This is a genomic window from Nostoc sp. DedQUE04, assembly GCF_034530995.1.
Classification (GTDB): domain Bacteria; phylum Cyanobacteriota; class Cyanobacteriia; order Cyanobacteriales; family Nostocaceae; genus Nostoc.
In genome coordinates this window covers 66386-91719 of the sequence record NZ_JAVRCA010000019.1, presented here as the reverse complement: position 1 = coordinate 91719, position 25334 = coordinate 66386, and the positions used below count along the sequence as shown (strand labels likewise).

19 protein-coding genes and 1 pseudogene are annotated in these 25334 nt (G+C 40.7%); 10 read left to right on the top strand and 10 right to left on the bottom strand.

Annotated elements, in window-relative coordinates:
• The first annotated feature begins 300 nt into the window (after positions 1–300).
• The 3 genes from RM049_RS15685 (at position 301) to RM049_RS15675 (ending at position 2501) form a co-directional block, all read left to right on the top strand.
• Entirely contained in the window at positions 301–1362 is a 1062-nt protein-coding gene (locus RM049_RS15685) for a hypothetical protein (protein ID WP_322674314.1), read from the top strand.
• Positions 1363–1579: 217 nt separating this feature from the next.
• Entirely contained in the window at positions 1580–1786 is a 207-nt protein-coding gene (locus RM049_RS15680; protein WP_322704838.1) for a hypothetical protein, read from the top strand.
• Positions 1787–2321: 535 nt separating this feature from the next.
• Entirely contained in the window at positions 2322–2501 is a 180-nt protein-coding gene (locus RM049_RS15675) for a hypothetical protein (protein ID WP_292785777.1), read from the top strand.
• Positions 2502–2541: 40 nt separating this feature from the next.
• On the opposite strand, the gene RM049_RS15670 is transcribed toward RM049_RS15675, so the two are convergent.
• Positions 2542–3834 (bottom strand): dicarboxylate/amino acid:cation symporter, encoded by a 1293-nt coding sequence (locus RM049_RS15670; RefSeq protein WP_322674316.1) that lies wholly within the window; start codon positions 3832–3834, stop codon positions 2542–2544.
• Positions 3835–4027: 193 nt separating this feature from the next.
• On the opposite strand from RM049_RS15670, the gene RM049_RS15665 reads away from it, so the two are divergent.
• The 4 genes from RM049_RS15665 (at position 4028) to RM049_RS15650 (ending at position 7955) form a co-directional block, all read left to right on the top strand.
• Positions 4028–6658: a DNA polymerase III subunit alpha gene (locus RM049_RS15665; protein WP_322704837.1), complete on the top strand. Its 2631-nt coding sequence runs from the start codon at positions 4028–4030 to the stop codon at positions 6656–6658.
• Between the two features lie 98 nt (positions 6659–6756).
• Positions 6757–7386, top strand: coding sequence for an FMN-binding negative transcriptional regulator (locus RM049_RS15660; RefSeq protein WP_322704836.1), 630 nt, complete (start codon positions 6757–6759; stop codon positions 7384–7386).
• 139 nt (positions 7387–7525) lie between these two features.
• Complete coding sequence (locus RM049_RS15655) at positions 7526–7735, top strand: type II toxin-antitoxin system HicB family antitoxin (RefSeq protein WP_094330857.1); 210 nt, start codon at positions 7526–7528, stop codon at positions 7733–7735.
• On the top strand, positions 7728–7955 hold the full coding sequence (locus RM049_RS15650; protein WP_322704835.1) for a type II toxin-antitoxin system HicA family toxin: 228 nt from the start codon (positions 7728–7730) through the stop codon (positions 7953–7955). The genes RM049_RS15655 and RM049_RS15650 overlap by 8 nt, the downstream gene beginning before the upstream one ends.
• A gap of 87 nt (positions 7956–8042) precedes the next feature.
• Here RM049_RS15650 and RM049_RS15645 read toward each other — a convergent pair whose 3' ends face one another.
• From RM049_RS15645 to RM049_RS15610, 8 genes and pseudogenes are all read right to left on the bottom strand, one after another.
• Positions 8043–9770: an NFACT family protein gene (locus tag RM049_RS15645; protein ID WP_322704834.1), complete on the bottom strand. Its 1728-nt coding sequence runs from the start codon at positions 9768–9770 to the stop codon at positions 8043–8045.
• Between the two features lie 495 nt (positions 9771–10265).
• A pseudogene (locus RM049_RS15640) lies at positions 10266–11501 on the bottom strand (glycosyltransferase family 4 protein); the annotation flags it as partial.
• A gap of 934 nt (positions 11502–12435) precedes the next feature.
• Complete coding sequence (locus tag RM049_RS15635) at positions 12436–13008, bottom strand: Uma2 family endonuclease (protein WP_322704833.1); 573 nt, start codon at positions 13006–13008, stop codon at positions 12436–12438.
• Positions 13009–13071: 63 nt separating this feature from the next.
• The gene (locus tag RM049_RS15630) at positions 13072–13620 is read right to left on the bottom strand and encodes a hypothetical protein (RefSeq protein ID WP_322704832.1); all 549 of its coding nucleotides are present in this window, start codon (positions 13618–13620) and stop codon (positions 13072–13074) included.
• A gap of 42 nt (positions 13621–13662) precedes the next feature.
• Entirely contained in the window at positions 13663–15825 is a 2163-nt protein-coding gene (gene recQ, locus RM049_RS15625) for a DNA helicase RecQ (RefSeq protein ID WP_322704831.1), read from the bottom strand.
• A gap of 488 nt (positions 15826–16313) precedes the next feature.
• Entirely contained in the window at positions 16314–16550 is a 237-nt protein-coding gene (locus RM049_RS15620; RefSeq protein ID WP_322704830.1) for a hypothetical protein, read from the bottom strand.
• Positions 16551–16897: 347 nt separating this feature from the next.
• The gene (locus RM049_RS15615; protein ID WP_322704829.1) at positions 16898–18472 is read right to left on the bottom strand and encodes an AAA-like domain-containing protein; all 1575 of its coding nucleotides are present in this window, start codon (positions 18470–18472) and stop codon (positions 16898–16900) included.
• 139 nt (positions 18473–18611) lie between these two features.
• Positions 18612–20018 (bottom strand): AAA-like domain-containing protein, encoded by a 1407-nt coding sequence (locus tag RM049_RS15610; RefSeq protein ID WP_322704828.1) that lies wholly within the window; start codon positions 20016–20018, stop codon positions 18612–18614.
• A 582-nt stretch (positions 20019–20600) separates the two neighbouring features.
• Here RM049_RS15610 and RM049_RS15605 point away from each other — a divergent pair.
• Together RM049_RS15605 and RM049_RS15600 are read left to right on the top strand one after the other, a co-directional pair.
• Positions 20601–21560 carry a protochlorophyllide reductase gene (locus RM049_RS15605; protein WP_322704827.1) on the top strand — a complete coding sequence of 320 codons (960 nt, stop codon included), beginning with the start codon at positions 20601–20603 and terminating at the stop codon, positions 21558–21560.
• A gap of 600 nt (positions 21561–22160) precedes the next feature.
• Positions 22161–22781: a TMEM165/GDT1 family protein gene (locus RM049_RS15600; RefSeq protein ID WP_322704826.1), complete on the top strand. Its 621-nt coding sequence runs from the start codon at positions 22161–22163 to the stop codon at positions 22779–22781.
• 175 nt (positions 22782–22956) lie between these two features.
• Here RM049_RS15600 and RM049_RS15595 read toward each other — a convergent pair whose 3' ends face one another.
• A complete protein-coding gene (locus RM049_RS15595; RefSeq protein ID WP_322675075.1) occupies positions 22957–23850 on the bottom strand; it encodes a tetratricopeptide repeat protein in 894 nt (297 codons plus the stop codon).
• Between the two features lie 378 nt (positions 23851–24228).
• Between RM049_RS15595 and RM049_RS15590 the strand changes: the two genes are divergently transcribed.
• A complete protein-coding gene (locus RM049_RS15590) occupies positions 24229–25251 on the top strand; it encodes a hypothetical protein (protein WP_322675074.1) in 1023 nt (340 codons plus the stop codon).
• Positions 25252–25334 lie beyond the last annotated feature (83 nt).

Genomic DNA, 25334 nt, shown 5'->3' with positions numbered 1-25334 from the left:
CCACCCTAGATGTCTGCACATCTGATAAATCCACCTACACATGAGAGTGATAGGTGGATTAATTTTTTTTGCTGAGAAGAATGCGTTTAGAAAAAACAGCAATGGTTAAACACACGTATCTACATAATAAATTCATCTTTTCTTTAGCATAAATTTACACGTATAGAATTTAGCATATACAAAATATGATTAAGTAAAGGTTATGAAGCTATTAAAATCCGATCTCATGAATTATTGTAATGTTTCATGACTAAGCTTAAAAATTTATTACATTCAGCCAGTGAAATAAGGAGATCCTAATTGATTAGGAAAATAGACGCGCAAAATTTTCAGCTTAAGCCGCTTGGGACGTACTTGGTTGAAGCTGAACTAATTACTCCAGATCAATTAGACACAGCACTCAAGACACAAAAGTTAAGTGGTGAACAGTTGGGAGAAATTCTGGCAATACATGGTTTTGTTAAGCAGCAAACCATTGAATACTTCATGTCAAACGTTGTATTGCCAGAGCGACGCAAAATCTTGAAAAACCAATCTTATTCAGACAATGGTAAGAGCGATCGCATATCTGTAATTGAGTCAACGAGTTCGATAAAACCAGAAGATGCGATCTTGCTGTTGCAATCATCGCATCAATTCAAAGTATATCTTTCTGCCAACAAAACCCTCAAATTCCTGCTTGGCGTGGTTTTATGTTTGGCTCTTGTCAGTCTTTTTGCTAATTACAATGTCTACTATCTACCTGACTTCCCTGGGAGAGATATCTTTAGAATTATATTCGACCTCAACAGCGAGGATAGTATTCCTACAATTTACTCTGGAGGAGCTTTACTATTTTGTTCTATTCTGCTAGAAATCATTTTCCAAGCTCAGAAGTCAACTAAAAATAAAGACTTCTGGGCATGGAGAGGATTATCAATAGTCTTTGCTGGTTTGTTCTTAGACGAATTGATCAGTCTTCATGAAAGACTAACTACACCATTGCGAAGTACATTCAGTACCAGTGGTTTTTTGTACTACGCTTGGGTGATTGTGGGTGCTATCTTCGTACTCGGATTCTTGCTAATGTTTGGGCGATTTGTGTTTACTCTTCCTAGCAAGACACGACGCTTATTTTTCATTGCTGGAACAATCTACGTGGCAGGTGCAATTGTTAGTGAATTGATAGGCGGATACTATGAATATTACTACACCCCCAATAACATGGTTTATGTCTTCATAACGACTATAGAAGAAGTGCTAGAGATGCTGGGCATAGTTATCTTTATTTATACGCTGTTGTCGTACATAAGTTGCAATATTAAAGGTATAGATATAGGAGTCCACATTAGTGGTTATAGGAAGCAAGACCAACGGACTTAGCTCAAACATAGCCAAATAAAATATTTGAAACTTTTGTACTTAAAAAGAGGTAGTTTTTGATTAGCAACTTGAGTTATTACTGTCCAAGTAGGCGATCGCCAACTTGAAGGCAACGGCAACGATGTATTACAAAGCACCCCGGTAATTGCAAAGACACCTCTGTGGCGTCAATGTAACGACCTGTTGTCTGGTGGTCTTGGTAGCGAGCGATATCCTGATGGCTAGCAATGGCCGGGATAAATTTGTCTTTGCCCTTGGAGAAGGTACTGATATTATTACCGACTTCTACAAAGACAACAATTTAATTAGCTTGTCTGGTAGTATAACCTTCAGGCAACTGAGTTTCTGCTGTCACAACATCATCGTGACTACTACTGATGAAATCTTGGCAACTCTGACTGCTGCTAATTTCACTATCGTCTAGTATCAAAATCGAGGGGCCAGTTATCGCTGCCTTAAAGAACCAATAATTACTGTAGAACCAGCCTTTTGATCGAACTGACTGTAAATTCATAGTTGGTAGCATAAATCACTAGGATTTACATACAATACATACATACTGTAGGTAATTTTGGCTTTTGAGCCATATCTAACACCCAACACAGTCAATATGCGACCAAATAAAGGCTGTGTTCAGCACCTGAAAGGTTCATTTTGCATAACACATATTATAGGTGATTTGTAGAGTGTGTAAGTCCTAATTACAAGTCTTATTGTGTAAGCCCTTACTAACGTATCTGTAATAGAAATTTCGTGAAATGGTATGACTTTTCACGGGATATGGATTCAGAAAAATGGTGCGTGCAATTTCAGTATTAAAGCGTAAACAACATAAATTCACTTGGTGAAATTCCGCAATTGCCACAAAGACAATAGCAAAAACGCAGGGTAGCCTTTAACTAGAAAAACAGTATTAGGTAATTCCTAGACACAACTTTTATATTATTTTTCTTCTTCTTATGACTCCAAAACACACCAAAATTAAATTTCCTCTTTGGCAGTATCTGAACCAGCCCTTATTTAGTCGGGATACTAAATTAGTATTGAATCCCCAACGCTTTGTATTGATCTGGCGTCTGCAACTTTTAGAACGTTGCTGGACTAAAGAATGTGACGCCAAAGGGCCTCAACAGCATTAGATATTTAAAAAGCTGCTGAACTCAACTAAAAGCTGGCAAACTAAGCCTCGTCTACAGAACGTGGCTTTTTGCCATCAAGTAAAGCACTGACAGTCATATCTCCCATAACATTAATTGCGGTGCGGCAGCGATCCAAAAACCAGTCTACAGTAACTAGCAAAGCGATGTATTGGGTAGGTAAGCCAACAGAAGTGAACACTAGTGTCATCGTTACCAGTCCTGCATTGGGAATATTTGCCGCACCCACAGATGCAAAAATCGAGGTAAGGATGACAATTAACTGCTGTGTCAGACTCAGATGTTGCCCAATCAGTTGGGAAATATACAACGCAGACATTGCTTCATAAAGGGCAGTACCGTCATTATTGAAATTTGCCCCAACTAATGCCCCCAAGGCAGCAGAAGATTCCCTTAAACCGACTTTTGTTTGCAAGACCTCAAAGGTTACGGGCATTGCCGCCGCCGAGGAAGAAGTTGAGAAAGCTGTCAAAAAGGCATCAGAACCGCCAGCGAGGAATTTTAGCGGGTGTACCCAAGAACCAAATTTTACTCTGGTGAGGTAGTAGCACGCTTGCAATACCAGTGCTAACAATACGGCAACGATAAATGCACCCAAAGATTTAAACGGTGCAAAGCCCTGCATCGCAATAGTTTTAGCTACAATTCCAAAGACTGCGAACGGTACTAAGGCAATTACCCAGTTGAGGATGCGGACTACCGCTTCAAATAAAATTCCGATGACATCCTCTATCGGCTGAAATCCATTCTTGCCTTGAGCAATTTGTTCAGATTTTAATCCCCGCAGAACGATGCCAAAACTCAAGGCAATCACAATCAACTGGATGACATTATTATCAACCAATGGCTTGAGGACGGCTTCTGGTACAGCATCTTTGAGTATTCCCCAAGGATCGAGACTTTGAGCAGTTATTGCCGTACTTGTTGAGGTGTTTACATTGCCCCAAGTCCCCGGACGCAGTACATTAGCTACCAAAAGTCCCACCAAAATAGCTACGGTAGTGTTAGTTAAAAGTAACACTGCCAACCGCCGTCCGGCTGTACCAGGGATATTGGTAGTCATTAAAGTATGCAGTACTGCTACCAGAATCAGGGGTGTAGCCAAGGCGCGGAGAGCCTTTAACACCAATTCTGCCGGAATTGCTAAATTATTGATTAAAGCGGCGTTGCTGGGATTGGGATTCCCTGCACCAAGGGCAATTCCGACGCTGACTGCCGCTATTAAGGCGATGAGAATTTGCAACGTGAGAGGGATACGCTGCCACCAAGGGCTAGCTTTGGTTTCAGGCGAAGTAGTTCTCTCTGTTTGACTCATTGGCTAGATACTGGTTAACTGCTGTAACTATTAAAACAACACTAATAATAGTGATAATTCCCGAAAAAGAACAGCTTTAATTTTGGTTAAAAACTGTTAATCTAAGATTCCGTTGCTTTGCAAAATCTGGCTCGAAAGGGTATACCACAAGGTAGGCCCCTAGAGATATCTTGGCTTGTGGTTGGAGGTGCTTATGTCCTTTGTTCCTTTACATATTCACAGTGACTATAGTTTGCTTGATGGGGCAAGTCAGCTACCAGAGTTGGTAGATCGAGCGATCGCACTGGGAATGAAAGCGATCGCTCTTACCGATCATGGTGTCATGTATGGAGCTGTTGAACTGATCAAAATCTGCCGTAGTCAAAATATTAAGCCGATTATCGGCAATGAAATGTATGTAATTAACGGCGATATTGAGAAACAAGAACGCCGTCCCAAATATCATCAAGTCGTTTTAGCTAAAAATACCAAAGGTTACAAAAATTTAGTCAAATTAACTACAATTTCTCACCTTAAAGGTGTTCAAGGTAAAGGAATTTTTTCTCGTCCTTGTATTAATAAAGATTTATTAAAAGAATATCATGAAGGCTTGATTGTCACCAGCGCTTGCTTGGGTGGAGAAATTCCCCAAGCGATTCTCAGTAATAGACCAGATGCCGCCCGGAAAGTTGCTCAGTGGTATAAAGAGGTATTTGGTGATGATTATTATTTAGAAATTCAAGACCACGGCTCCCAAGAAGACCGAATTGTGAATGTAGAAATAGTAAAAATTGCTAGGGAACTAGGGATTAAAATTGTTGCTACTAATGATTCACATTTTATTTCTTGTTTTGACGTTGAAGCCCACGACGCTTTGCTATGTATTCAAACTGGCAAGCTAATTATTGAAGATAAACGGATGCGTTATAGCGGCACAGAATATCTCAAGTCTGGTGAGGAGATGCAGCAGCTATTTCGCGATCATTTGCCGGATGATGTAATTGCCGAAGCGATCGCTACTACTGGAGAAGTAGCCGATAAAGTTGAGCCTTACCATATTATGGGTGAGCCTCAAATTCCTACACCTCCCATTCCCTCTGGTCATACTGCTGACACTTACGCTGAAGATGTTGCATGGAGTGGACTTTTAGAACGGTTAAATCGCAAATCTCGCCAGGAAGTCGATTCCGTCTATAAAGAAAGATTGGAATACGAACTAAAAATGATTCAGCAGATGGGTTTTTCCAAATACTTTTTAGTTGTTTGGGACTACATCAAATTTGCTAGAGATAATAATATTCCTGTAGGGCCAGGTCGGGGTTCGGCGGCTGGTTCATTAGTCGCTTATGCGATGCGAATTACTAATATCGATCCCGTACATCATGGGTTATTATTCGAGCGTTTCTTAAACCCAGAACGGAAATCAATGCCTGATATTGATACGGATTTCTGTATTGAACAACGGGATAAAGTTATTGATTATGTAACTGAGAAATATGGTGCAGATAGAGTCGCCCAAATTATTACTTTTAACCGTCTAACTTCTAAAGCAGTTTTGAAAGATGTCGCCAGAGTATTGAATATTCCCTATGGGGAAGCTGACAAAATGGCGAAAATGATTCCTGTGGTGCGGGGAAAACCAACAAAACTCAAAGTGATGGTTTCCGATAAAACCCCAGAACCAGAGTTTAAAGAAAAATATGATAGAGAACCCCATGTTCGCCATTGGCTTGATATGGCGATGCGAATTGAAGGAACTAACAAAACTTTTGGTGTTCATGCAGCAGGTGTGGTAATTTCCGCCGATCCACTTGATGAAATTGTCCCACTGCAAAAAAATAATGACGGTTCTGTGATTACCCAATATTTCATGGAAGACCTGGAATCAATGGGTTTGTTGAAAATGGATTTTCTGGGTTTACGGAACTTGACGCTGATTCAAAAAACTGTAGATTTGATTCAAGAAACGAGAGGATATCGGGTCGATCCCGATGAAATTCCCCGCGATGAAAGAAAAGCCCAAAGGATATTAGCTAAAGGCGAACATAGCACTCTACCTAAAGATGTCCAAAAAACTTATGAATTATTAGAAGCTGGTGAGTTAGAAGGGGTATTTCAATTAGAATCTTCTGGGATGCGTCAGATAGTGCGAGATTTGAAGCCTTCTAATATAGAAGATATTTCTTCAATTTTGGCACTTTATCGACCAGGGCCATTAGATGCAGGGCTGATTCCTAAGTTTATTAACCGCAAACATGGTCGAGAACAGATTGATTATCCACACAGCATTCTGGAACCAATATTAGACGAAACTTATGGAATTATGGTCTATCAAGAGCAAATCATGAAAATTGCTCAAGATATGGCGGGATATTCTTTAGGACAAGCTGACTTGCTGCGTCGGGCGATGGGTAAAAAGAAAGTTTCTGAGATGCAAAAGCAGCGAGAAAAATTCGTGGATGGCGCAGCAAAAAACGGCGTTCAGAAAAAAGTTGCGGATGAATTATTTGAGCAAATGTTGAAGTTTGCGGAATATTGTTTAAGCTATGACACAGAAATATTGACAGTAGAATATGGATTAATGCCGATTGGGAAAATTGTCGAAAAAGGCATTGAATGCACTGTCTACAGTGTTGATAGTAATGGAAATATTTACACGCAACCTGTAGCACAGTGGCACGATCGCGGACAACAAGAGGTGTTTGAGTACTGCTTGGAAGATGGTTCAGTGATTCGGGCAACAAAAGACCATAAATTTATGACTGTTGATGGTCAAATGTTGCCAATTGATGAAATATTTGAACGGGAATTGGATTTGATGAGGATTGGGGGTTTGCCGAATTGAGAAAAGGAACAGTGAGAAATCGGGATTTTCTACTTGCTATACACTATACAAATGAGAGTTAATGAGACTTTTCTAAGTTTAGAGTAAGGTGAAATCCCATGTATAGACCAACTGCTTTTCAAGAAGATAATGTTGATAAATTGCTCGCCTTTATGAGAGCCAATAGTTTCGCTACGTTGGTATCGATTATAGACGGTGTACCTTATGCTTCACACGTTCCTCTTGTCATTGCAATGCAAGGGGATACTGTTAAATTAAGTGGTCATCTAGCAAAGCAAAATCCTCAATCGCAAGCCCTTGGCACTGAGTTACTTGCTATCTTCACCGGGGCACACGCTTACATTTCCCCTACCTTGTATGAAAAGCATGAGAGTGTACCGACATGGAACTATATTGCTGTTCACGCGTATGGTATTCCTAAAGTCATCATGCTCAATGACTCCCCAGAATCAATGAACCAAATGATAAACGAGATGATAGACACCTACGAAGCTGATTACAAATCGCATTGGCATGGTTTATCTGACGGATTTCGTGAAGGTATGATCAATGGCATTGTGGGATTTGAAATAACTGTTACACGTTTGGAAGGTAAGTATAAGCTTAGTCAAAACCGGAGCCAAATTGAGCAGCACAATGTGTCAAGTACGCTACTACAAAGTTCAGATCCGGCTGCTCGTGCCGTCGGTGCTGAGATGAAACAAAACCTTGAATCCAATGAATATTAGACATCTCCGGAAAAGAATATCAAACTCATCTGGCTGAAAATGTGCCACTAATCAGGGGGTTGCTGCCTCATTAGCGGCGATATTTATAGAGAAAGGCTAATGCTATGCTTGCTATAAAAAGGATTGAGGATACAGTACGATGAAAACTCGCAGCTTTGCAGTCCTCATTTATAAAGAGGACGATATGTATATAGCTGAGTGTCCCGAAGTTGGTACGGTCGATCAGGGAGAGACAATCGAACAGGCAATTGCTAGCTTGAGAGAGGCAACGCAGCTTTACTTAGAGGAATTTCCTCTACCTGAAACATCTCCAAGGTATATGACCAGCATTGAGATCACCTATGCCTAAGTTGCCACGAATTTCAAGTAGAGAGGCAATTCGGGCATTGGAGCGTTTGGGTTTTGAGCAAATTCGACAAACCGGTAGTCATGTTGTGATGAAAAAGCAAACGCCGGAAGGGACAACTGGCTGTGTTGTACCCGTACATCAAGAATTGAAGGTAGGGACATTGAGCGGCATTCTTAAGCAAGCGCAAGTTACACCGGAAGAGTTTATAGAAAATCTGTAAGCGATCGCTTTGAACGCGAATTGGATTTGATGCAGCTTGATAGGACTGGGGAAACAAGGAGAATAACCCATACCGAATGACTAATGACTAATGACTAATGACCATTTGTGGTTTTCCCCAAAGTATGCTTTCTTGCTTGTAAATGGCAATTCCCGGTTTTGCTCCTTTGGGTTTGTAGACGTGTTTTGGCTGAGTGTAAACTACTGGTACTTGCTCGCTTTGACGGGCGCGACTGTAATATGCAGCGAGATTAGCTACAAATTGCAAATCAGCTTCTTCTGCCACAGCACCCGGTTCTAAACGTAGTAATACATGACTCCCTGGAATTTCTTGAGCGTGGAACCAGATGTCATAATCCCCAGCTACACGAAAGGTTAATTGGTCATTCTGGCGATTGTTACGACCGATTAATACTTCAAAGCCACCAGGGGTAAAGTAACGATGAAAGTTAGTGCTGGGAAGTTCGTTTGCACTGCGGCTGCGGTATTCTGGATCTTCAAGATACTTTTGCCCAATCAACTCTTCGCGGATTTCTTCTAAAGCTCGTAAATCTTCTGCTGTTTGGTAGGTGTCTATCTGAGCGATCGCAGCTTCTACTTGCTCTAAGTACTCAATTTCTGTTTGTACTTCCAATAGTAGCGGTTCGACAGCAGCACGAGCGCGTTTCAGCTTTTGGTGCTGTTTGTAAAGACTTTGAGCATTTTGGACGGCATTTTTATCTGGCTGGAGAGCGATCGCTACTGGCAAATTTGTCTCAAAATCAGCAAGGATAATTTCTTTCATCCCCGGTTCCCAGTTTTGCAGGTGAGCCATCAATAAATCTGCTTTTTGGCGATACTCATCGGCTCGATCTGATTGCTGCAAGCGCGTCTGAAAGGTTTGAGCTTTATTGCGTAATTTCGTCAGAATATTATTTAATTTCTGACTCAACTGATGGCGTAATTGGGAAAATAACTGTTGGTTAATCTGATTACTGTAATAGCGGTTGAGTAACTCCTGGATATTTTTGACCTTTTCAACTGCACCCCAACCCATTACGGTGTAGCCATCTTTTGTCCAAGCGGGTTGAAATTCTTTGGAATCTAGAGCTTGCAGCCATTCTTGCCAACGTTCAAATAGCCGTCGCCAGTCGTCGGGGTTGAGAGTATTGGTAGATGTTTCTGATGCGATATTTGCTTCTAGCAGCATTAACTCCACTAGTGCAGCACTCAAGCCACTATAACTTTTGAGCAATTGCCGCTTGATTGCTCCTGGTACTAAACTTACCCGTTCTTGCCAACGTTCTTGAGATTCACTCAAGTAGGGGACACTTCCAGTTAGTTTCGGTGGTGTTTCATAAAATTGTCCGGTTTGGATGGGACGGACGCTAGATTGTTGCTGACTGACTTGATGAGCGGCAGTGATAATTATATTGTTAGCGTCGGTGAGAATGACGTTGCTATACTTGCCCATGATTTCTGCATAGACATGATATAGAGCGCTTTCTCCAGGACGACGGGCAAATTGTAAATCAATCACACGTTCCCAAGGGGCGATCGCTTGAATCGCCACCAGTGCCAAACCACCTAATTGGTGTATTAATTGTTGGCTAAAGGTAAAGGTATCAGGCGATCGCGGTGGCGGATCGCCAATACAAATATGTGCAGCTTGGGGATGCCAAGAAATTTGTAGCCAATCTCGCTGTTCTAAGGTACGTAATGCCATAGCGATCGTGTAGCGATCGCGCTGGTAAACCTGTTCTAAGCGTGATGGTAGCCAGTTAGCGCGGATTTCGCTACAAGCAGCTGTGAGAGTGGTAAAGTCAACTGGTTGCAAAGCGATTAGTTGTTAACATTCAAATGGTAGCGATCGCTATGCTTTTATTTTTGTTTAGTTAAAGCATAACAGACCTCACCTATCATAGCGGTTACTTGCTTTGGTGATAGCTGCGAATCAAAAAACGCAGAAATTATCATCAGATAAGCTTCTGCGTTTAAGTGATAAGTTCGTTTTTTATACAGTTTGTTTTTGGTGTTGAGTTTTCCAAGCTCAGGCGATGCCTACGGCGGGCAACTCTTGGAAAGGCTACGCCCGAAGCGTAGCTATGCCGCAGGCTTTACGCCTACGCTACCAAATTTAAACCCAAAATATTATTCGAGTTACTCACTCACCATTATCTGTTAAACAAAAGCGTTATTTAGCAGCTAAAACTGGTTCTTTTGCTGCTGATTGCACTAGTTCGGTGGTTGAGTGTACTAGTTCTTTTGCTGCTGATTGCACTAGTTCGGCGGTTGAGTGTACTAGTTCTTTTGCTGTTGACGCTACTGTTTGTGGCTGCAACAGTTGGGTGTAAAGTTCACTCAGTTGATTGGCAACACCATCCCAGCTAAACTTAGTTTCGACGCGCTTTCTACCAGCTTTACCTAATTCATCTCGCCATTCTGGATTTAAGAGAATTCGGTCAATAGCAGATGCAAAAGCATCTACATCTTGTGGTGGAGCCAATAAACCAGTTTCTTCATTAACTACAGTAAACTGAAGTCCACCGACATCACTTGCTACTACTGGTGTACCGCTTGCCATCGCTTCGATCGCCACGAGTCCAAAGGGTTCGTAGTGACTAGGAACAACGCAAACATCGGCAGCAGCGTAATAAGTTGGTAAAATATCTTGACTCAGACGACCTGCAAAGGTGGTAAAGTCGCTCATTCCCAATTCGTTGACGATTTGCCCAATGCGATCGCGCTCAATACCGTCGCTGTTACCTGGAGTGCTACCACCACCAATAATTAGCTGGATATTTTTGGAGTCGCGTAGTTGAGATTCGTTTACCGCTCGTACCAAAGTTTCTATACCTTTGCGTTGGTCAAAGCGCCCCACGTATAGTACAACTTTGGTTTCTTTATCAATCCCTAATTCAGCCCTAGCTGCTTCTCGTCCAATGGAGCCAAAGCGCTGAATATCTGTACCACAGGGAATGATATCGATATTGCCTTTTGTGGAAACTAGCGATCGCATGTGTTCCTGTTCTTGCGGACTTGTCGCTACAATTCGCTCTGCTTTTTCCAATACTTGTTTTTCCACTGCTAATCGCTGACTAGCAATCAAAGGAATATTTTCTATAGTGTTATACTTGACTGCTCCTAATGAGTGGTAGGTGTGAACCTGTTTACTCTTTTGGATTTTATTTAACTGCATCCCCACCCAACTAGAGAGCCAGTAGTTAGTATGAACCAATTCGTATGTAAAATCGTTTTTTATTTGAAATTTGAGGAAATTATCCACAAATTCTGGCAGATATTCAAAAATTTCATCTCGCGGCACAAACTCAAGGGGGCCAGCTTTTAAACGGATAGTTCGACAATTGTTGCTATGTTCAACTATCGAGTCTTGCTCCAGACTCACTTTGCGGGTAAACATATCAACTTGCCATCCCAGCTGCGCTAGTGCTTCACCCACATTACGCACATAAACATTTTGTCCCCCAGCTTCTTCTTTCCCTATTTCAATCGCTGGGTCTCCGTGGACGGAAATCAAGGCGATACGTTTTTCGGTGGTAGAGTTCATAGTTTGTGTGTTGCTGATTTTAACAAAGTTTTAGGTTGTTCCAAGCACGTGTATAGCACACTTACCTGAATTGTTTAGTAACTTTGATTATTATTGATTTTAATTTACTATGTCTAATTTTTTTTAACATCTTCTGTCAGATAGGTTAAAAACAAACATTTAGTTTCTTTAGATATAGGAAATTGTTATATTTATATCTCATCCTTTTGATAGATAAAAATGAGATTTTTTCATTCATGTCTAGCTCCAATTTCATAGATATGGCAATTTTAATTTGCTCTCTACCTATAGACTCAGTTCTTTGACTTCTACGAGAATATATCTGGTGAATAGGGGGTTTGACCCCCTAACACATCTTGGAGTAGGAAGTCAGAAGACTTGAAAAAGAAGTCAGAATTCAGAATTCAGGATTCAGCAATCTTGACGTGACGCTATCTGCTTTTTCGTTCAAAATACCCTTCTTGTATTCTGGCGACTGACGTTTTTATTCTGTTTTGATAAAAATATATTTATTTAGCTTATATTCTCTAAAATAAATCTAAATTCTCTTTTTACGCAATTTTACTGTTTTTGCTTCAAACTAATAAATATAGTCACCACCAATTTTCAAACGGAGAAGATTAGTATATGAGTTTGATAGATGGTATATTTCTGACGATATTAAATACTGTTGCCTGTCTAGCACTGCCTAAGCTGGTATCTGTAATTCTGCCTGTCAGAAACCAAAACACTCAGTCTTCAAAGTCTGCTATGACATCACAAGATTCTAATTCTAAAATTCCCAGTTTTTCTTAATGTAAACTGACGATCTCATAGATATCGCCTTGATGAGGATAAAACTTAGTTATTGGTGCAAGGCGATATCTGAACAATAAATTATACAGATTGTGTTTTGGGAAAAAAATGAGAGTTGTTTTTCCATTCAACCTAAAATTTATACAGGAAAAAACTGGTCTACAGTACAGCTAAAATCAGGCAATAGCGGAGAAATTATATTATCATTACTAAATAGGGTTGCTACCAAATTCAGTTGACTTTGTTCGCGCCGATAGACCTCTAGTTTACGCGATCGCCAATCAGCAATCCAATATTCTTTTACTCCTCTGGAAGAATAAAGTTTAAGTTTTGCTTCCTTATCCCGTCTTTCATCTGACTTACTCTCAGACAAGACTTCGACTACTAAATCTGGTGCGCCAGTAAAATGTCCTTTTTCATCCAATGTTAGTGCCAAGGTTTCTTTAGTAGCCCAAACTACATCAGGAATCACATTATCTGATTCTGAAAACAAAACGCCGGGATTGATTACAGCTTCTCCTAAACCAGTAGACTCTGACCAAACATCAAGTTGTCGGAAAATCTTACCACAAGTTTGCTGATGTTTAAAGTGAGGTGCCCTGGTCATAAATAACTCTCCATCAACTATCTCGTAGCGCGTCCCTTCATTTTCTGCAAATAGTTCCACATCCTGAGTTGTCCAACGTACTCCTGTATTAAGCATCTGACTCATTAGCTAACTCCTTTGATATTGCTCTTGTATTTTAATCATAAGATTTAAGTTTAGCTTCCTTATCTAATTTTTCAAAAAACAAATATATGAACAAATAGTAAGACTTAAACAAAATGCACCAAATAAAATGCAAAACCAGCCACCTAATATAAGTGCGTTAGAATTGTCTTGAGTAAGCGTCAGAAATTTCTGTTGAGAATCGTTTAGAAAAGCATTAATTTTGTCAGCAAGTTTTTGTGCTTCTGGTTGCCAGTATGAGGGTCGAGAAATGCGATAGTCTTCCCCATCCTTAATAACAGGGTTGACATAATATCGGTTCTCTCCACCATCATGAATTGCCTTAACTTCTACGCCCATCCACAAATCTAATTCAGAATAGATTGTTACAGACGACTCCCACCAATCTCGATTAGTCAACTGACAATTGATGTGTTTTGGTGTTCGCTCACAAGAGAAAGTGGTAATCTTCTCTGGTGCAGATATTAACTTGACTCCAAATGCAATAAGCGAAACACAAAAAAGCAAATATATAAAGTTAAAGCAGTGTATTGATTTTGGCATATTTGAGAGTTTTGATTTCTCTCTCTCGTTATTTTCTTGATTGTCATTCATAACAAAATATTTTTTTATTTTGTATTATTTGTCCTAAGCAAATTATCTCTTGCGATTTTCGCGCCGCCACTTACTCCGTACTAAGCGAATTTCATCAAAAGTGTAGCTTTCGCCTAGTTGTTCTTTGATGGGAGTCAGGGAAATATCACCGAGTACTTCTAAAACTTGCCAAATTTTTTGTTGATGTTCTATAGGTACTAATTGATTTAAATCAACTGGCTGATTTTTTTCAATAAGTTTTTCTAGATGATTGCTAACTGTTGCCGGACTAAGGTTGCGCTTTTGGGCAATTTGAGCGATATTTAAACCTTGTTGATGCAATTGTAATGTCTGCAATTCGGTGTAAGAAGAAGATGATTTGGGAGATGATACAGAAGTAGCAGATTTATTTTGCAAACCTTTTTCTTGGCGGTAGGCGCGAATTTCTGTAATGAACTTTTCGCCATATTGAGCGAGTTTGTGACTACCTACACCAGAAAGTTTGGCAAATTCAGCTAAATTTTGGGGTTGCACTTGTACCATCAATTTTAAAGTGGAATCGTGGAAGATGACGTAAGGTGGTACAGATTGCTCATCAGCTAATTGTTTACGTAGCGATCGCAATTTCTGTAATAATATTTCTGCAACTTCTGCTTTTTCACTCTCCGGCTCCCAGGTAATCTTTTGAACTATGGTTACAGCTAACGAAACTGTGCGTTGTTTTCGCATGACTTGCCAACTTAAGGCATTTAGTTTTAAAACTGAGTAACCATCGCTAGTTTGTTCTATTAACCCCTGATGTAAAAGCGATCGCCCCAACATTCGCCATTCATCTACAGTTCTATCTTTACCAATACCGTAGGTAGAAAGTTTATCGTGTTCGTACTGGATAATTTTGTCTTTTTTTGCTCCTCGCAACACATCAATTATGTGTAGCATTCCAAACCTTTCTTTGCAACGCGCCACACAAGATAAAAACTTCATGGCTTCAATTGTCCAATCTTGCACGGGTTTGGGATGACGACAATTGTCACAGTTACCGCAATTTCCAGGAAACCTTTCGCCAAAATAACCTAGTTGAATTGTTCGCCGACAATCAGTGCCTTCAGCATAATCGATCATCTGCCGCAGTTGTTGTTTAGCAATCAACTGTTCTTGAGGATCGGTTTTTTGATCGATACTCCATTCAATTGTTTTAACATCACCAAAGCTGAAAAATATTGTACATCGAGATGGTTCTCCGTCTCTACCGGCTCTACCCGATTCTTGATAATAACTTTCTATATTTCTGGGTAGATCGAAGTGAACTACCAACCGCACATCGGGTTTATTAATTCCCATCCCAAAGGCGATTGTTGCTACCATCACCCGGACATCATCTCGAATAAATCGCGTTTGATTGTTACTACGTTCTTCATCACTTAATCCGGCATGATAAGGCAAAGCAATAACTTTATCATTTTGTAGTTTAAAAGTTAATTCATCAACTTTTTTCCGAGTTAAAGAATAAATAATTGTCGAACCTTCAGTTTCTCGAATTAGTTCTAACAATTCAGCGTAAGCATATTTAGTTTTAGGACGAACTTCGTAATAAAGATTTTCACGGTTAAAGCTGGCAAGATGGATGCTTGGTTGCTTTAGTCCTAGTTGTTGAATAATATCACTACGGACGCGATCGGTTGCTGTGGCGGTGAGAGCGACTGTAGGCACATCAGGATAACGTTTCCGCAGAGATTTTAACTGGCGATATTCTGGACGAAAATCGTGTCCCCATTCCGAAACACAGTGCGCTTCATCAATAGCAAAGCTAGAAATACCGATTTTTTCTTTAACTAAATCGATAAACGGGAGAAACCTTTCACTGAGGAGACGTTCCGGGGCGACGTAGAGTAATTTTACTTTACCGCCGAGGATGGCTTCTTCCCGCGATCGCACTTGGTAAGCGTTCAAACTGCTATTGAGAAATGTCGCATTAATATTATTATTTCGCAATGCTTCTACTTGGTCTTGCATCAAAGCAATTAACGGCGACACCACCACCGTTAGCCCATTTTTTAACAACGCTGGTAGCTGAAAACACAAAGATTTCCCCCCACCAGTCGGCATCACAACCATTAAATCTCGATTTTGCAGCGCATCTTCGATAATTTGCCGTTGTCCGGGGCGGAATTGGTCATAACCGAAGTGATATTTTAGCGCTTGTTCGAGATGGGGATACTGAAGCATAGCGATCGCTTTTTCGGGGCCGTTCTGCGTGGGTAGTTATTAAAGATATCAGGATTTTAACTCACATCATCGGCAGCTTTGGCCAGACCTACGTTTCTGTTTGCCATCCCACTAAATCAATCATCATACATAATGCGATGTCTACGATGGGCTACGCCCACGCTTGAATTTCAAGACAGTTGTTATAAGATAGGCGATCGCACTTGTATTGAGCTAATAAACATCGTCATGAGTACCAATATCTAACAAAAGAACAACTTGTTCCCCACTCTCTTCATCGGTTTTCAGCGAGAAAACAACGCGACAATCATATCCACAAGAACATGAAAAATCCTGAGAGCTTTCCCTCTAGCTTGTGAGTGCCCAAGTTGACTGCAAATATGTCATTCTCCATAGCAGCAATAGTTTCTTCTATTCTGGCCTGTAAGTCAGCATTACGACGAGTAAATTTTCGGAAAGCTCTTTTAAATTTGCTCGTGATAACTAACCTATACATCGGCTGCACTTGGGTTATTGAGATATTCCCGTAATTCTTGAATTGCTTCGGCAGCAGTCTGGATTTTGAGCCTACCTGCTTGAAATTCAGCAATGGAAGCTGCTGCATCTGACGCAATTTCATCTCGCCGACTTTCAATAATTCTGCTTTTGAGAATTTGTACCAGCATTTCTTGCTGCTCTAAAGTAAGCTCCATTGCGGCATCTAAAACTCTATCTAGGTTACTCAATTGCTCGATCCTCTTAATTATTTGGGTTGATACAGAACTTGTAAGATATAAAAAACTTAAAAGTCTTATCCTTATCGCTTTTTGAGCTTCGTCAAAGTTATATTAACTTATCGGACTAAATCAACCTTTATACATGAGAGATGTCTACGACAGGCTACGCCTACGCTTGACTTTAAAAACTGTCGCTACAATATTAGCGATCGCACTTGTATTGAGCTAATAAACATCGTCATAAGTAAGTCAGCATTACGACGAGTAAATTTTCGGAAAGCTGTTTTAAATTTGCTCGTGATAACTAACCTATACATCGGCTGCACTTGGGTTATTGAGAGTTTTTTTAACGCTCGTTATTCTGAGGTTTCCCTAGCAGTTCTTGACTTTGGACAGTGAGGAAATTGCAGTGATGTAGTAATATCGGTGCATTTTAACTGTGATTCTAAAACATCAATCTTTCGTAAAAGCGATACTCCCCACACTATAGAAATCACTAATTTCATGGTCATCCCCACGAGCAAAAGTGTCACTATTGTGGCATTTTTCTTTTGTTGAGCCAGCCTTTTTTGTTGTTCTGCAAGTCGTGCTTCTACTTCTTGAGCGCGTTCAGCTTCTAAAGCCTGCTGTACTTCTCGCCGATCTAATTCTTCACTAGCAGCTAAAAATCGATAATCTAAGTTGCTCAAGCTTTTACAATTTGCCCAAGTTTGGCCATCTATCAAGGCTTGTCCGCGTAATAGGCGAGATTTATCTTTTTCCTCTGAGGCTATCCATGCATTGAAGTTTTCGTAGTAGGGACGCAAGTAAGCTAGTTTTTTCCCAACCCATTCTAAATTGAAAACTTCTTGATAAATTCGATTTTTTACTTGGAGAAAACCTTGTTTTTTGATTACCAAACCAGATAGCAAAAGTTCTACCTGTTCTCGACTATCATCGGCTGGTACTTTCACTCCTTGAAGGATTTGTTGATAAATTCCTAGCAATCTGGCAGCATATTTTTCGTTTCTGAGGATGCGATCGCGAATAGTTCGCAAATGCTCCGGTTCATCTTGTGATTCCCATTTCTCAATCACGTGCGATCGCACCACATTTTCTATCCAAAATTCTTCTGTACCAGGGGGAATTTTTAGCTTTCTACCTATATCATCTTGAGATAAACTCACAAGTAACCGACACAGCTTTTGAGTAAGAAATGGTTGTCCTTCTGTCCAAGCTAATACTTCTTTCAAAACTTTCTGAGGGTGATTGTCTTTAATATCTAATCCCAAGGATAGTGGTTGAGCTTCTTCAAAGGTAAAACCATTAACTTCTATAGTTTTACCAAGATTAAACGGAGTAGTATTATTACCATATATAAATAAGTCTGAAGGTGTCGCAACCCCAAAAATTGCAAATGTTATTCGATGATACTCTGGATTAATTGCTCGTTGGTTATAACAGAATCGAATCATGTTAAAAAAGTCGTCAACAGAGAAATTGAGATTGAGTATACTATCAATTTCATCAATAAAAATAAATAGCCTTTCGTTAGGAAACTGAGCTAATAAAACTTCCGAAATAAACCGACTGATTTTCTGAACCAAAGAAAGATCGTTTTGTTCTTGCCACCAGGTTTTTAAATTAACTTTTCCTAACAGTTTAAAACTCAACCATAAGTCACCGACAACTCCTTTATACCACTGCTCTGGAGTTATATTTTCACAACCAATATTAGTCATATCAACGGTGGCACATTTAAAGCCCTCTTTTTGCAAGCGGTGCTTTGTTTTTACCATAAGTGAGGATTTACCCATTTGTCTACAGCTTAGGATGTGGCAAAATTCACCCTGTTTCAAAGCTTCATAAAGTTCCACATCTGCTCTGCGCTCGACATAGCTAGGAGCATCATTAGTGAGAGTACCACCAACTTGATATCGATAATTTTTCATTTAATTGATTTTTAATTTTAAGTTTATTCTATATCTCAATCAACACATTTGGATTGTGACAATTAAGAAAATTATGATAATATCGATGAATAATTAGGTTCGTAATCAGAACTTTAGTGTTTACTATGAACAATCAAAACTAGCTGGTAAATTCACGATAAACATTAGCATTATTTTGCTTTCCAAACTGCTGACTAAAATAAAGACGATATAACTCACACATGGCACTAGCTTGATTGCCGTTTAGTTGAACCAAACCCATACTTTCTAGTTTATAAGCAGCGATCGCGTCTAACTCTACTTTTTCATCTGTTGCAATTACCTGTTCCATAGCTGACATTAATTCTGGTTCTTCTTGCAGTAGTGTCAACAGTTCTCGTAGATGCTGACCGTAAATTCCTACTGGTGTAGATGCAGTTTCTAATAACACCTCTAGCGTCATTTCTCCCTGACATAAATGATAAAATGCAAGGCTCACCAGATAAGGATGACCCCCTACCATTGCTTGTAGGGGTGCAAGGCGTTTTTCCCCTTCCAAGTTTCCTGCCCAATCTAGTCCGTAACGTAATGCTAAACTCTGTACTTGCTTAAGGGTAAATGGTGGCAGTGTAATTGTTATCCCGACATTGAAAGGCGATTGGTTGAGCTTAAGCGGAATATAAATTTCTGTGGTGTGAACCACTATCATCCGCAGTTTTTGCCAAATCCGATCTTGCTTTGCTTGTTCATGCCAAAATCGCAGCATTGGCAGAAAGTCTTGGGCAATATTGGGATATTCAAAAATCCGATGGACTTCATTCAAAGCCAAAACTACAGGATTATCATTAATGTATTGCAACAGATATGCTTCAAAATAGATTTTGCAGCTTACCTTGCTGCCCATTTCTATATCCCAAAAATCATCTACACAAGGAAGAAGATTTAACTGCCTACTGACATTTACACAAAACCAACGCAAAAATTTATCCAGGGAAACAAAAACATCTCGGTCAGCTTCTTGAAAGTCCAAATAAACAGTTTGATAATCTTGCTCTCTAGCATAAGCAATCATCCGATTCAGCAGAGAACTTTTTCCCATCTTTCTAGGTGCTTTGATCCGGATTAAGCAACCATGGTGTAAAATCTCGTTACAAACAACTTCTTCCAGGGAAGGGCGATTGATGTAAAAAGGAGAATTTAGTGCTACAGGGCCGCTGGGAAATTCTATCTTGCTTGCTGAAAAAAAGTCTGGAGAAATCATTTCTAAATTAGATTCTTCACCAAACTTTTCTTGAATCTGATTTTTTTGATTATCTATCTCGTCTTGCAAGTGTTTATTCAAAGCTAAATGTAAATTTTTTTTCGTTATTCTTTCCCCAAGTGCGATCGAAAGGTCTTGCCACAACTCAGAACCAACTTCCTTGATGTAATTGTTGCCGTAACCTGATACCTCTGCCATCTCACCATAAGTTTTACCCAACCACGATTGATAAAGCACAAACCACTGAATTGGATCGAGAGGCTTGTCTTGGAGAATTTTTTTTACAGATTGTAGAAGCTTATCCACAGAAAATAAATTGTTAAACAGCTAGGCAATTTACTTATACTTTTCAGCCTAGTAGTAATATACATCTGAAATATATCTGAAGAAAAAATATTTGAAAACAAAAAAAGTTGATATTGCATTCATCAGTAGTATACCAAAAATGTGATTGTAATTACTTTTTTGAAGGTTTTTTGTATAGAGGTTAAGTCGGCAAGCACGATAAAACCAATGTATGTTTAGTTTTGTAAAAACTGTGAAATAACGAATTTGTAAAGTATGTGCTGTATTTACATTTCGTAAAAAACTTGGGAATTTTCTCGCCCACTTACTTAGCCCTCTTCCATCACTTTTGGAGAAAGCAATCGCTGCAAGGCTTACGAACCTCACTTTCCAAGTTTAGGCTATATTTTTGGATTTATTATATTAGAAAATAAAGCTTCAAACCTTGATTTAGTCATAGTTTCAGTTTTCTGCTTCGATTATTGTTTTCACCAGAGTGATAGAAGGGCGTTAGTTCAGCCAAAATACAGCCCTGAAAAACCTGGTGACAACGATGGCTCGCTGGTATGAGATTCTAGAGACAGTCAATGGGAGCTGAACAGAATGGAACAACATCAAAAGCCAACGGTTGTAATTACGGGTGCCTCTTCAGGGGTGGGTTTGTATGCTGCAAAAGCTCTTGCTGAAAGGGGATGGTATGTCGTATTAGCGTGTCGGGATTTAGCGAAGGCACAAAAAGCAGCCCAAAGTGTGGAAATCCCCTACAACAGTTATACCAGCATACATATTGACCTTGGCTCTTTGGAAAGTGTTCGACAATTTGTGAAGAACTTCCGAGCCACTGGCAAGTCTTTAGACGCTTTGGTGTGCAACGCTGCAATTTATATGCCCTTAATCAAAGAGCCGTTACGCAGTCCAGAAGGTTACGAGTTAACTGTCACTACCAATCATCTGGGTCATTTCCTATTGTGCAACCTGATGATAGAGGATCTGAAGAAGTCATCTTTAGAACCAAGGCTGGTAATTTTAGGAACCGTCACCCACAATCCAGACGAACTAGGTGGAAAGATTCCACCACGTCCTGATTTAGGCGATTTGCAAGGCTTTGCACAAGGGTTTAAAGAGCCAATATCGATGATTGATGGCAAAAAATTTGAACCAGTTAAAGCTTACAAAGACAGCAAGGTTTGCAACGTGCTGACTATGCGGGAACTGCACGAGCGCTATCACCAGTCAACTGGTATCGTCTTCAGTTCTCTTTATCCGGGATGTGTTGCAGAAACGCCGCTATTTAGAAACCACTATCCCTTGTTTCAGAAAATCTTCCCCTTATTCCAGAAGTACATCACTGGGGGATATGTGTCTCAAGAGTTGGCGGGAGAACGAGTTGCTACGGTAGTTGCCGATCCTGAGTATAATCAATCCGGTGTTTATTGGAGTTGGGGAAATCGCCAGAAGAAAGATGGCAAGTCTTTTGTGCAAAAAGTCTCTCCTCAAGCTCGTGATGACGAAAAAGGCGATCGCTTATGGGAACTCAGCGCCAAGTTGGTTGGACTTGCCTGATGAGACAGTGAGGTGGCGTTACACTTGTGCATGATTCATAGATTCATTTTTTTGAATGGCGTTGCTGAATCATGGGATATTTTCACCTAATTTGGAAGGAATTTTCAATGGTTTCAACCGCCAATTCATCCCGCATTTATGCAACGCCTTTTGAATTAATTAGTATTATAGGACTCATATTTGATTGCGTGAAAAAAACTCAGTACACCTTTATTCCTTCTTCCCAGTCCCCAGTCCCCAGTCCCCAGTCCCCAGTCCCCAGTCCCTAGTCCCTACGATTAATTCAGAAATCAAATCGAATTGCTATATGTGCTGTTTCACTCTCAAGTTATACCTCTATATATCTACTCTCTTGACTTGATACATAGAAAATATGTATGATTGCGATCGCATAGAAGGGGAGTAGCTGCTGGTATAAAAACATAAAAGCCAGTACATCTGAATCAACATACTGGCGATGAGCCTGGTTCAGATGGCAAATAATCAATATTTGAAAGCGAGACCTTCACTAAGTTCACACCGAAAAGTGTAAACTTGGTGAGGTCTTTTGGTTCTCATCAAGCTTCACATCGGTAAACGATTCTTCAGGAGCTTGAGAGAGTGTTAACAGCTTTTACCGCAGGTTTATTACTAATTACAGTTTCAGAACTAGGCGATAAAACATTTTTTATTGCTGTAATTTTAGCAATGCACCACCCACGGCGGCTGGTATTTATCGGTGTGACAGCTGCTTTAGCCGCGATGACAATCCTTTCGGTGATATTTGGACAAGCGGTATCTTTGTTACCAAAAGTTTATATTCATTACGCCGAAATAGCTTTATTTATTGCCTTCGGTATCAAGCTGTTATATGACGCTAGTAAGATGTCTCCTGCTACTTGTGATACAGAAGTTGTGGAAGAAGCTGAAGCTGCGGTGAAACAAGCCGATTTGCAGTTACCAAAGCAAAAGACTGGTTTGGCAATTATCATAGAAGCCTTTATGTTGACATTTATGGCAGAGTGGGGCGATCGCACCCAAATTGCTACTATTGCCCTAGCGGCAGGCAATAATCCCATTGGAGTGACAATAGGTGCAATTTTAGGACATGCGATTTGTGCTGCGATCGCAGTTATCGGCGGCAAAATGATTGCCGGACGCATTTCTGAGCGTCAACTCACCCTGATTGGCGGATGCCTGTTTTTAGTCTTTGGTGTACTTGCTGCCATTGAGGGAGCGTGAGGGGAAGAAGTAGGGGAGCAGGGGGCAGGGGGACAAGGGGGACAAGAGGAAATTATTGAACAAGTCTCTCCCAAATCTCCCCCATCTTCCTTGTCTACCTTGTCTCTTCTCCATACCCAATGCCCAATGCCCAATGCCCAATTCCCAATTCCCAATGCCCAATTCCCAATGCCCATTACTTGGGAGTATTTCCCAATGAAGATGCGGGAGGGGTAGCAGATTTAGGAATGGGAGAAACCGTTCCTGCCTTCTTAATTTCGTCTCTGTACTTAGCAGGTGCTAAAGCTGCGGCACTATCAAATAAAGCTTTTGCATCTGCATCTTTGCCCTGTTGTTTCAGGAGCATCGCTTTTGCCACGACGGGGCGAAAATCTTTGGGATCTTTCTTAATTGCCTGGTCATATACAGAGCTAGCTTGAGCGTACCGTTTCTGGGAAGCATGAACAGAACCTAACAGCACCTGCACGGCTACTATATCTACACTTCCAGGCTGAATTGTATTTGCTTGGGCTGCATTAGAGAGGGTTTCTTGCAACAAACCAATGGCTGCTTCCGGGCGTTGCTGACTGATCAATAAAGCCACCATTCCTTGCAAAGCCTTCAAATCACCTGGTTTCGTGGACAAAATCGAGCGATAAGCTTGAGCGGCTCCTTCGCGATCGCCAATTTGCTGTTTGGCTTGAGCTAGTAGCACTGAATATTCTGATTGTTCGGGATTCAGCTTCGCTAGCTTTTCTAAGGGTTCAATGACAACTTGGATATCCGCTGGTTTAACCTCACTTTTATCTTTTTGACTCAGTAATTGCAGCCGCGCCTGTAACAGACCCTTAAGCGCAGTCTGATTTTCTGGTTCCCGTTGCAAAACCTGTTCATAACCCCGTGCTTCGTCTTCCAGTTTTGATTTTTGGTCAGCAGAGGGCGAACTACCTCTGGTGCTAGCGGTATTCTGACTTGAGGGTGGCGTATTATTAAATGCTCCAATTATGGGAATCACCGAAACACCCACAAAAGCAAGAATTGCCACCGCTAAGACGACTTGAACTATCCAACGATTGCGCGGTTGAGACACGGTTTTGTCTTTCTCCTAAATTTTAATGACATTATCATTTACACAAATCGTAAAGTTAAAAATTTCCAAAACTTTGCGGAATACCGCCAATTGCCTGTGAATTTTATAACAATTAACTATCCACACTGCTAAAGTAAGTGATGACTTTAGGAGGAGCCGTCAGAATTGTAGCTATGATATGCTTCCGAAACTAGTGTAAAGCCGCTAAATTAGACATTTAGTGTTTATACATTAAATTTAGCGCCTTTAGGATTGTATAGAGTACCCTAGTGTGATTTTGTGAAAAGCCAATATACTTTCAGCAGTCGCACAAATGCTCTTTCCAGCTGCCTTTGTAAAATCCCACAATGGGATGTGTCTGTGCCGCAAGGAGTTTTTATGAATTCCGACCTGATGCCGTTGCCTGAATCTTCCAATTCTTCTGCCTCTAACCAGGGCCCAACTAACGTAGAGGCAGGCGCTAATGTTCGCATAGCAGCCCAGTCCTCTAAACAAGTTGACAATTTGCCTGTCAACACCAGCGAGACTGACTCAAATGGAAACTTGATTAATCGCCAGCAACCGATTCCACCTCCCAGCGAACCGATGCAGTATCGAGCGATCGGCTTAGTCCGGGGTCGCTATCATGCTAGCAGCGAACAATTTACTCAAGGTACGCTGCTGACCGCAGATGGTGTAGAACTCAATGCCGTCCTCCTAGGCCGGATTATGAGCTTAGTCAAGAATCATCTAGACTTAGAAAAAGAACACTTGTGGGTAGTATACCCACGTACCAGACAAGAAAATGATACCTTGCACATCCAAATCGTCGGAGTTTGGGAGCCAGAAAATCTGGCTAAAAACTCAACAGATGAGGACGAATCGGATTTGGAGTTGCAATTACAGACACTCGATGATGGCTTATCCGAGAACTCTGAACTAAATACAACTGCCCCCAGACCTTCATCAGAAGTTACTGATGGTGGTTTTTCTGTTCGTGGTGAAGTAGTATACCAATCTTTTGATGCTAAAAGCTTGGTAGTCAAAATTAGGCAGGCTCCACGTAAATCAACTGACAAACCCAAATATTTTAAGTTGAAATTGAGGGGTGTGCTAACTACCAAAGCAGTGGGAAAATTCTGGGACTTCCAAGCCAAGCGGGAAGCAGACGTTTTAGTAGTAGAAAAAGCTGAGGCGATCGCTGATTTACCCAAAAAACGCAAACCCCCATTTAAAGGTGGGCCTCGTGCTGGCATTGGTGGTGCTGGTGGTAGAAAACCATTCCCCCCCAGACGCACTGGCGAAACCCCTCGTCCCATCAAGAAAACAAGTACAGGTGGCGACCCTTCAGTGGTGTCAAAACCTATACCAAGAACACCCGCTCCTAAACCGATCAAGCGACCGAAACCGACTCAAGAGTAGGGAATGGGGCATTGGGCATTGGGCATGGGGCACAAGAGGCAGAGGTGCGGAGGGGCAGAGAGGCAGAGGGGAAAAATTTACTG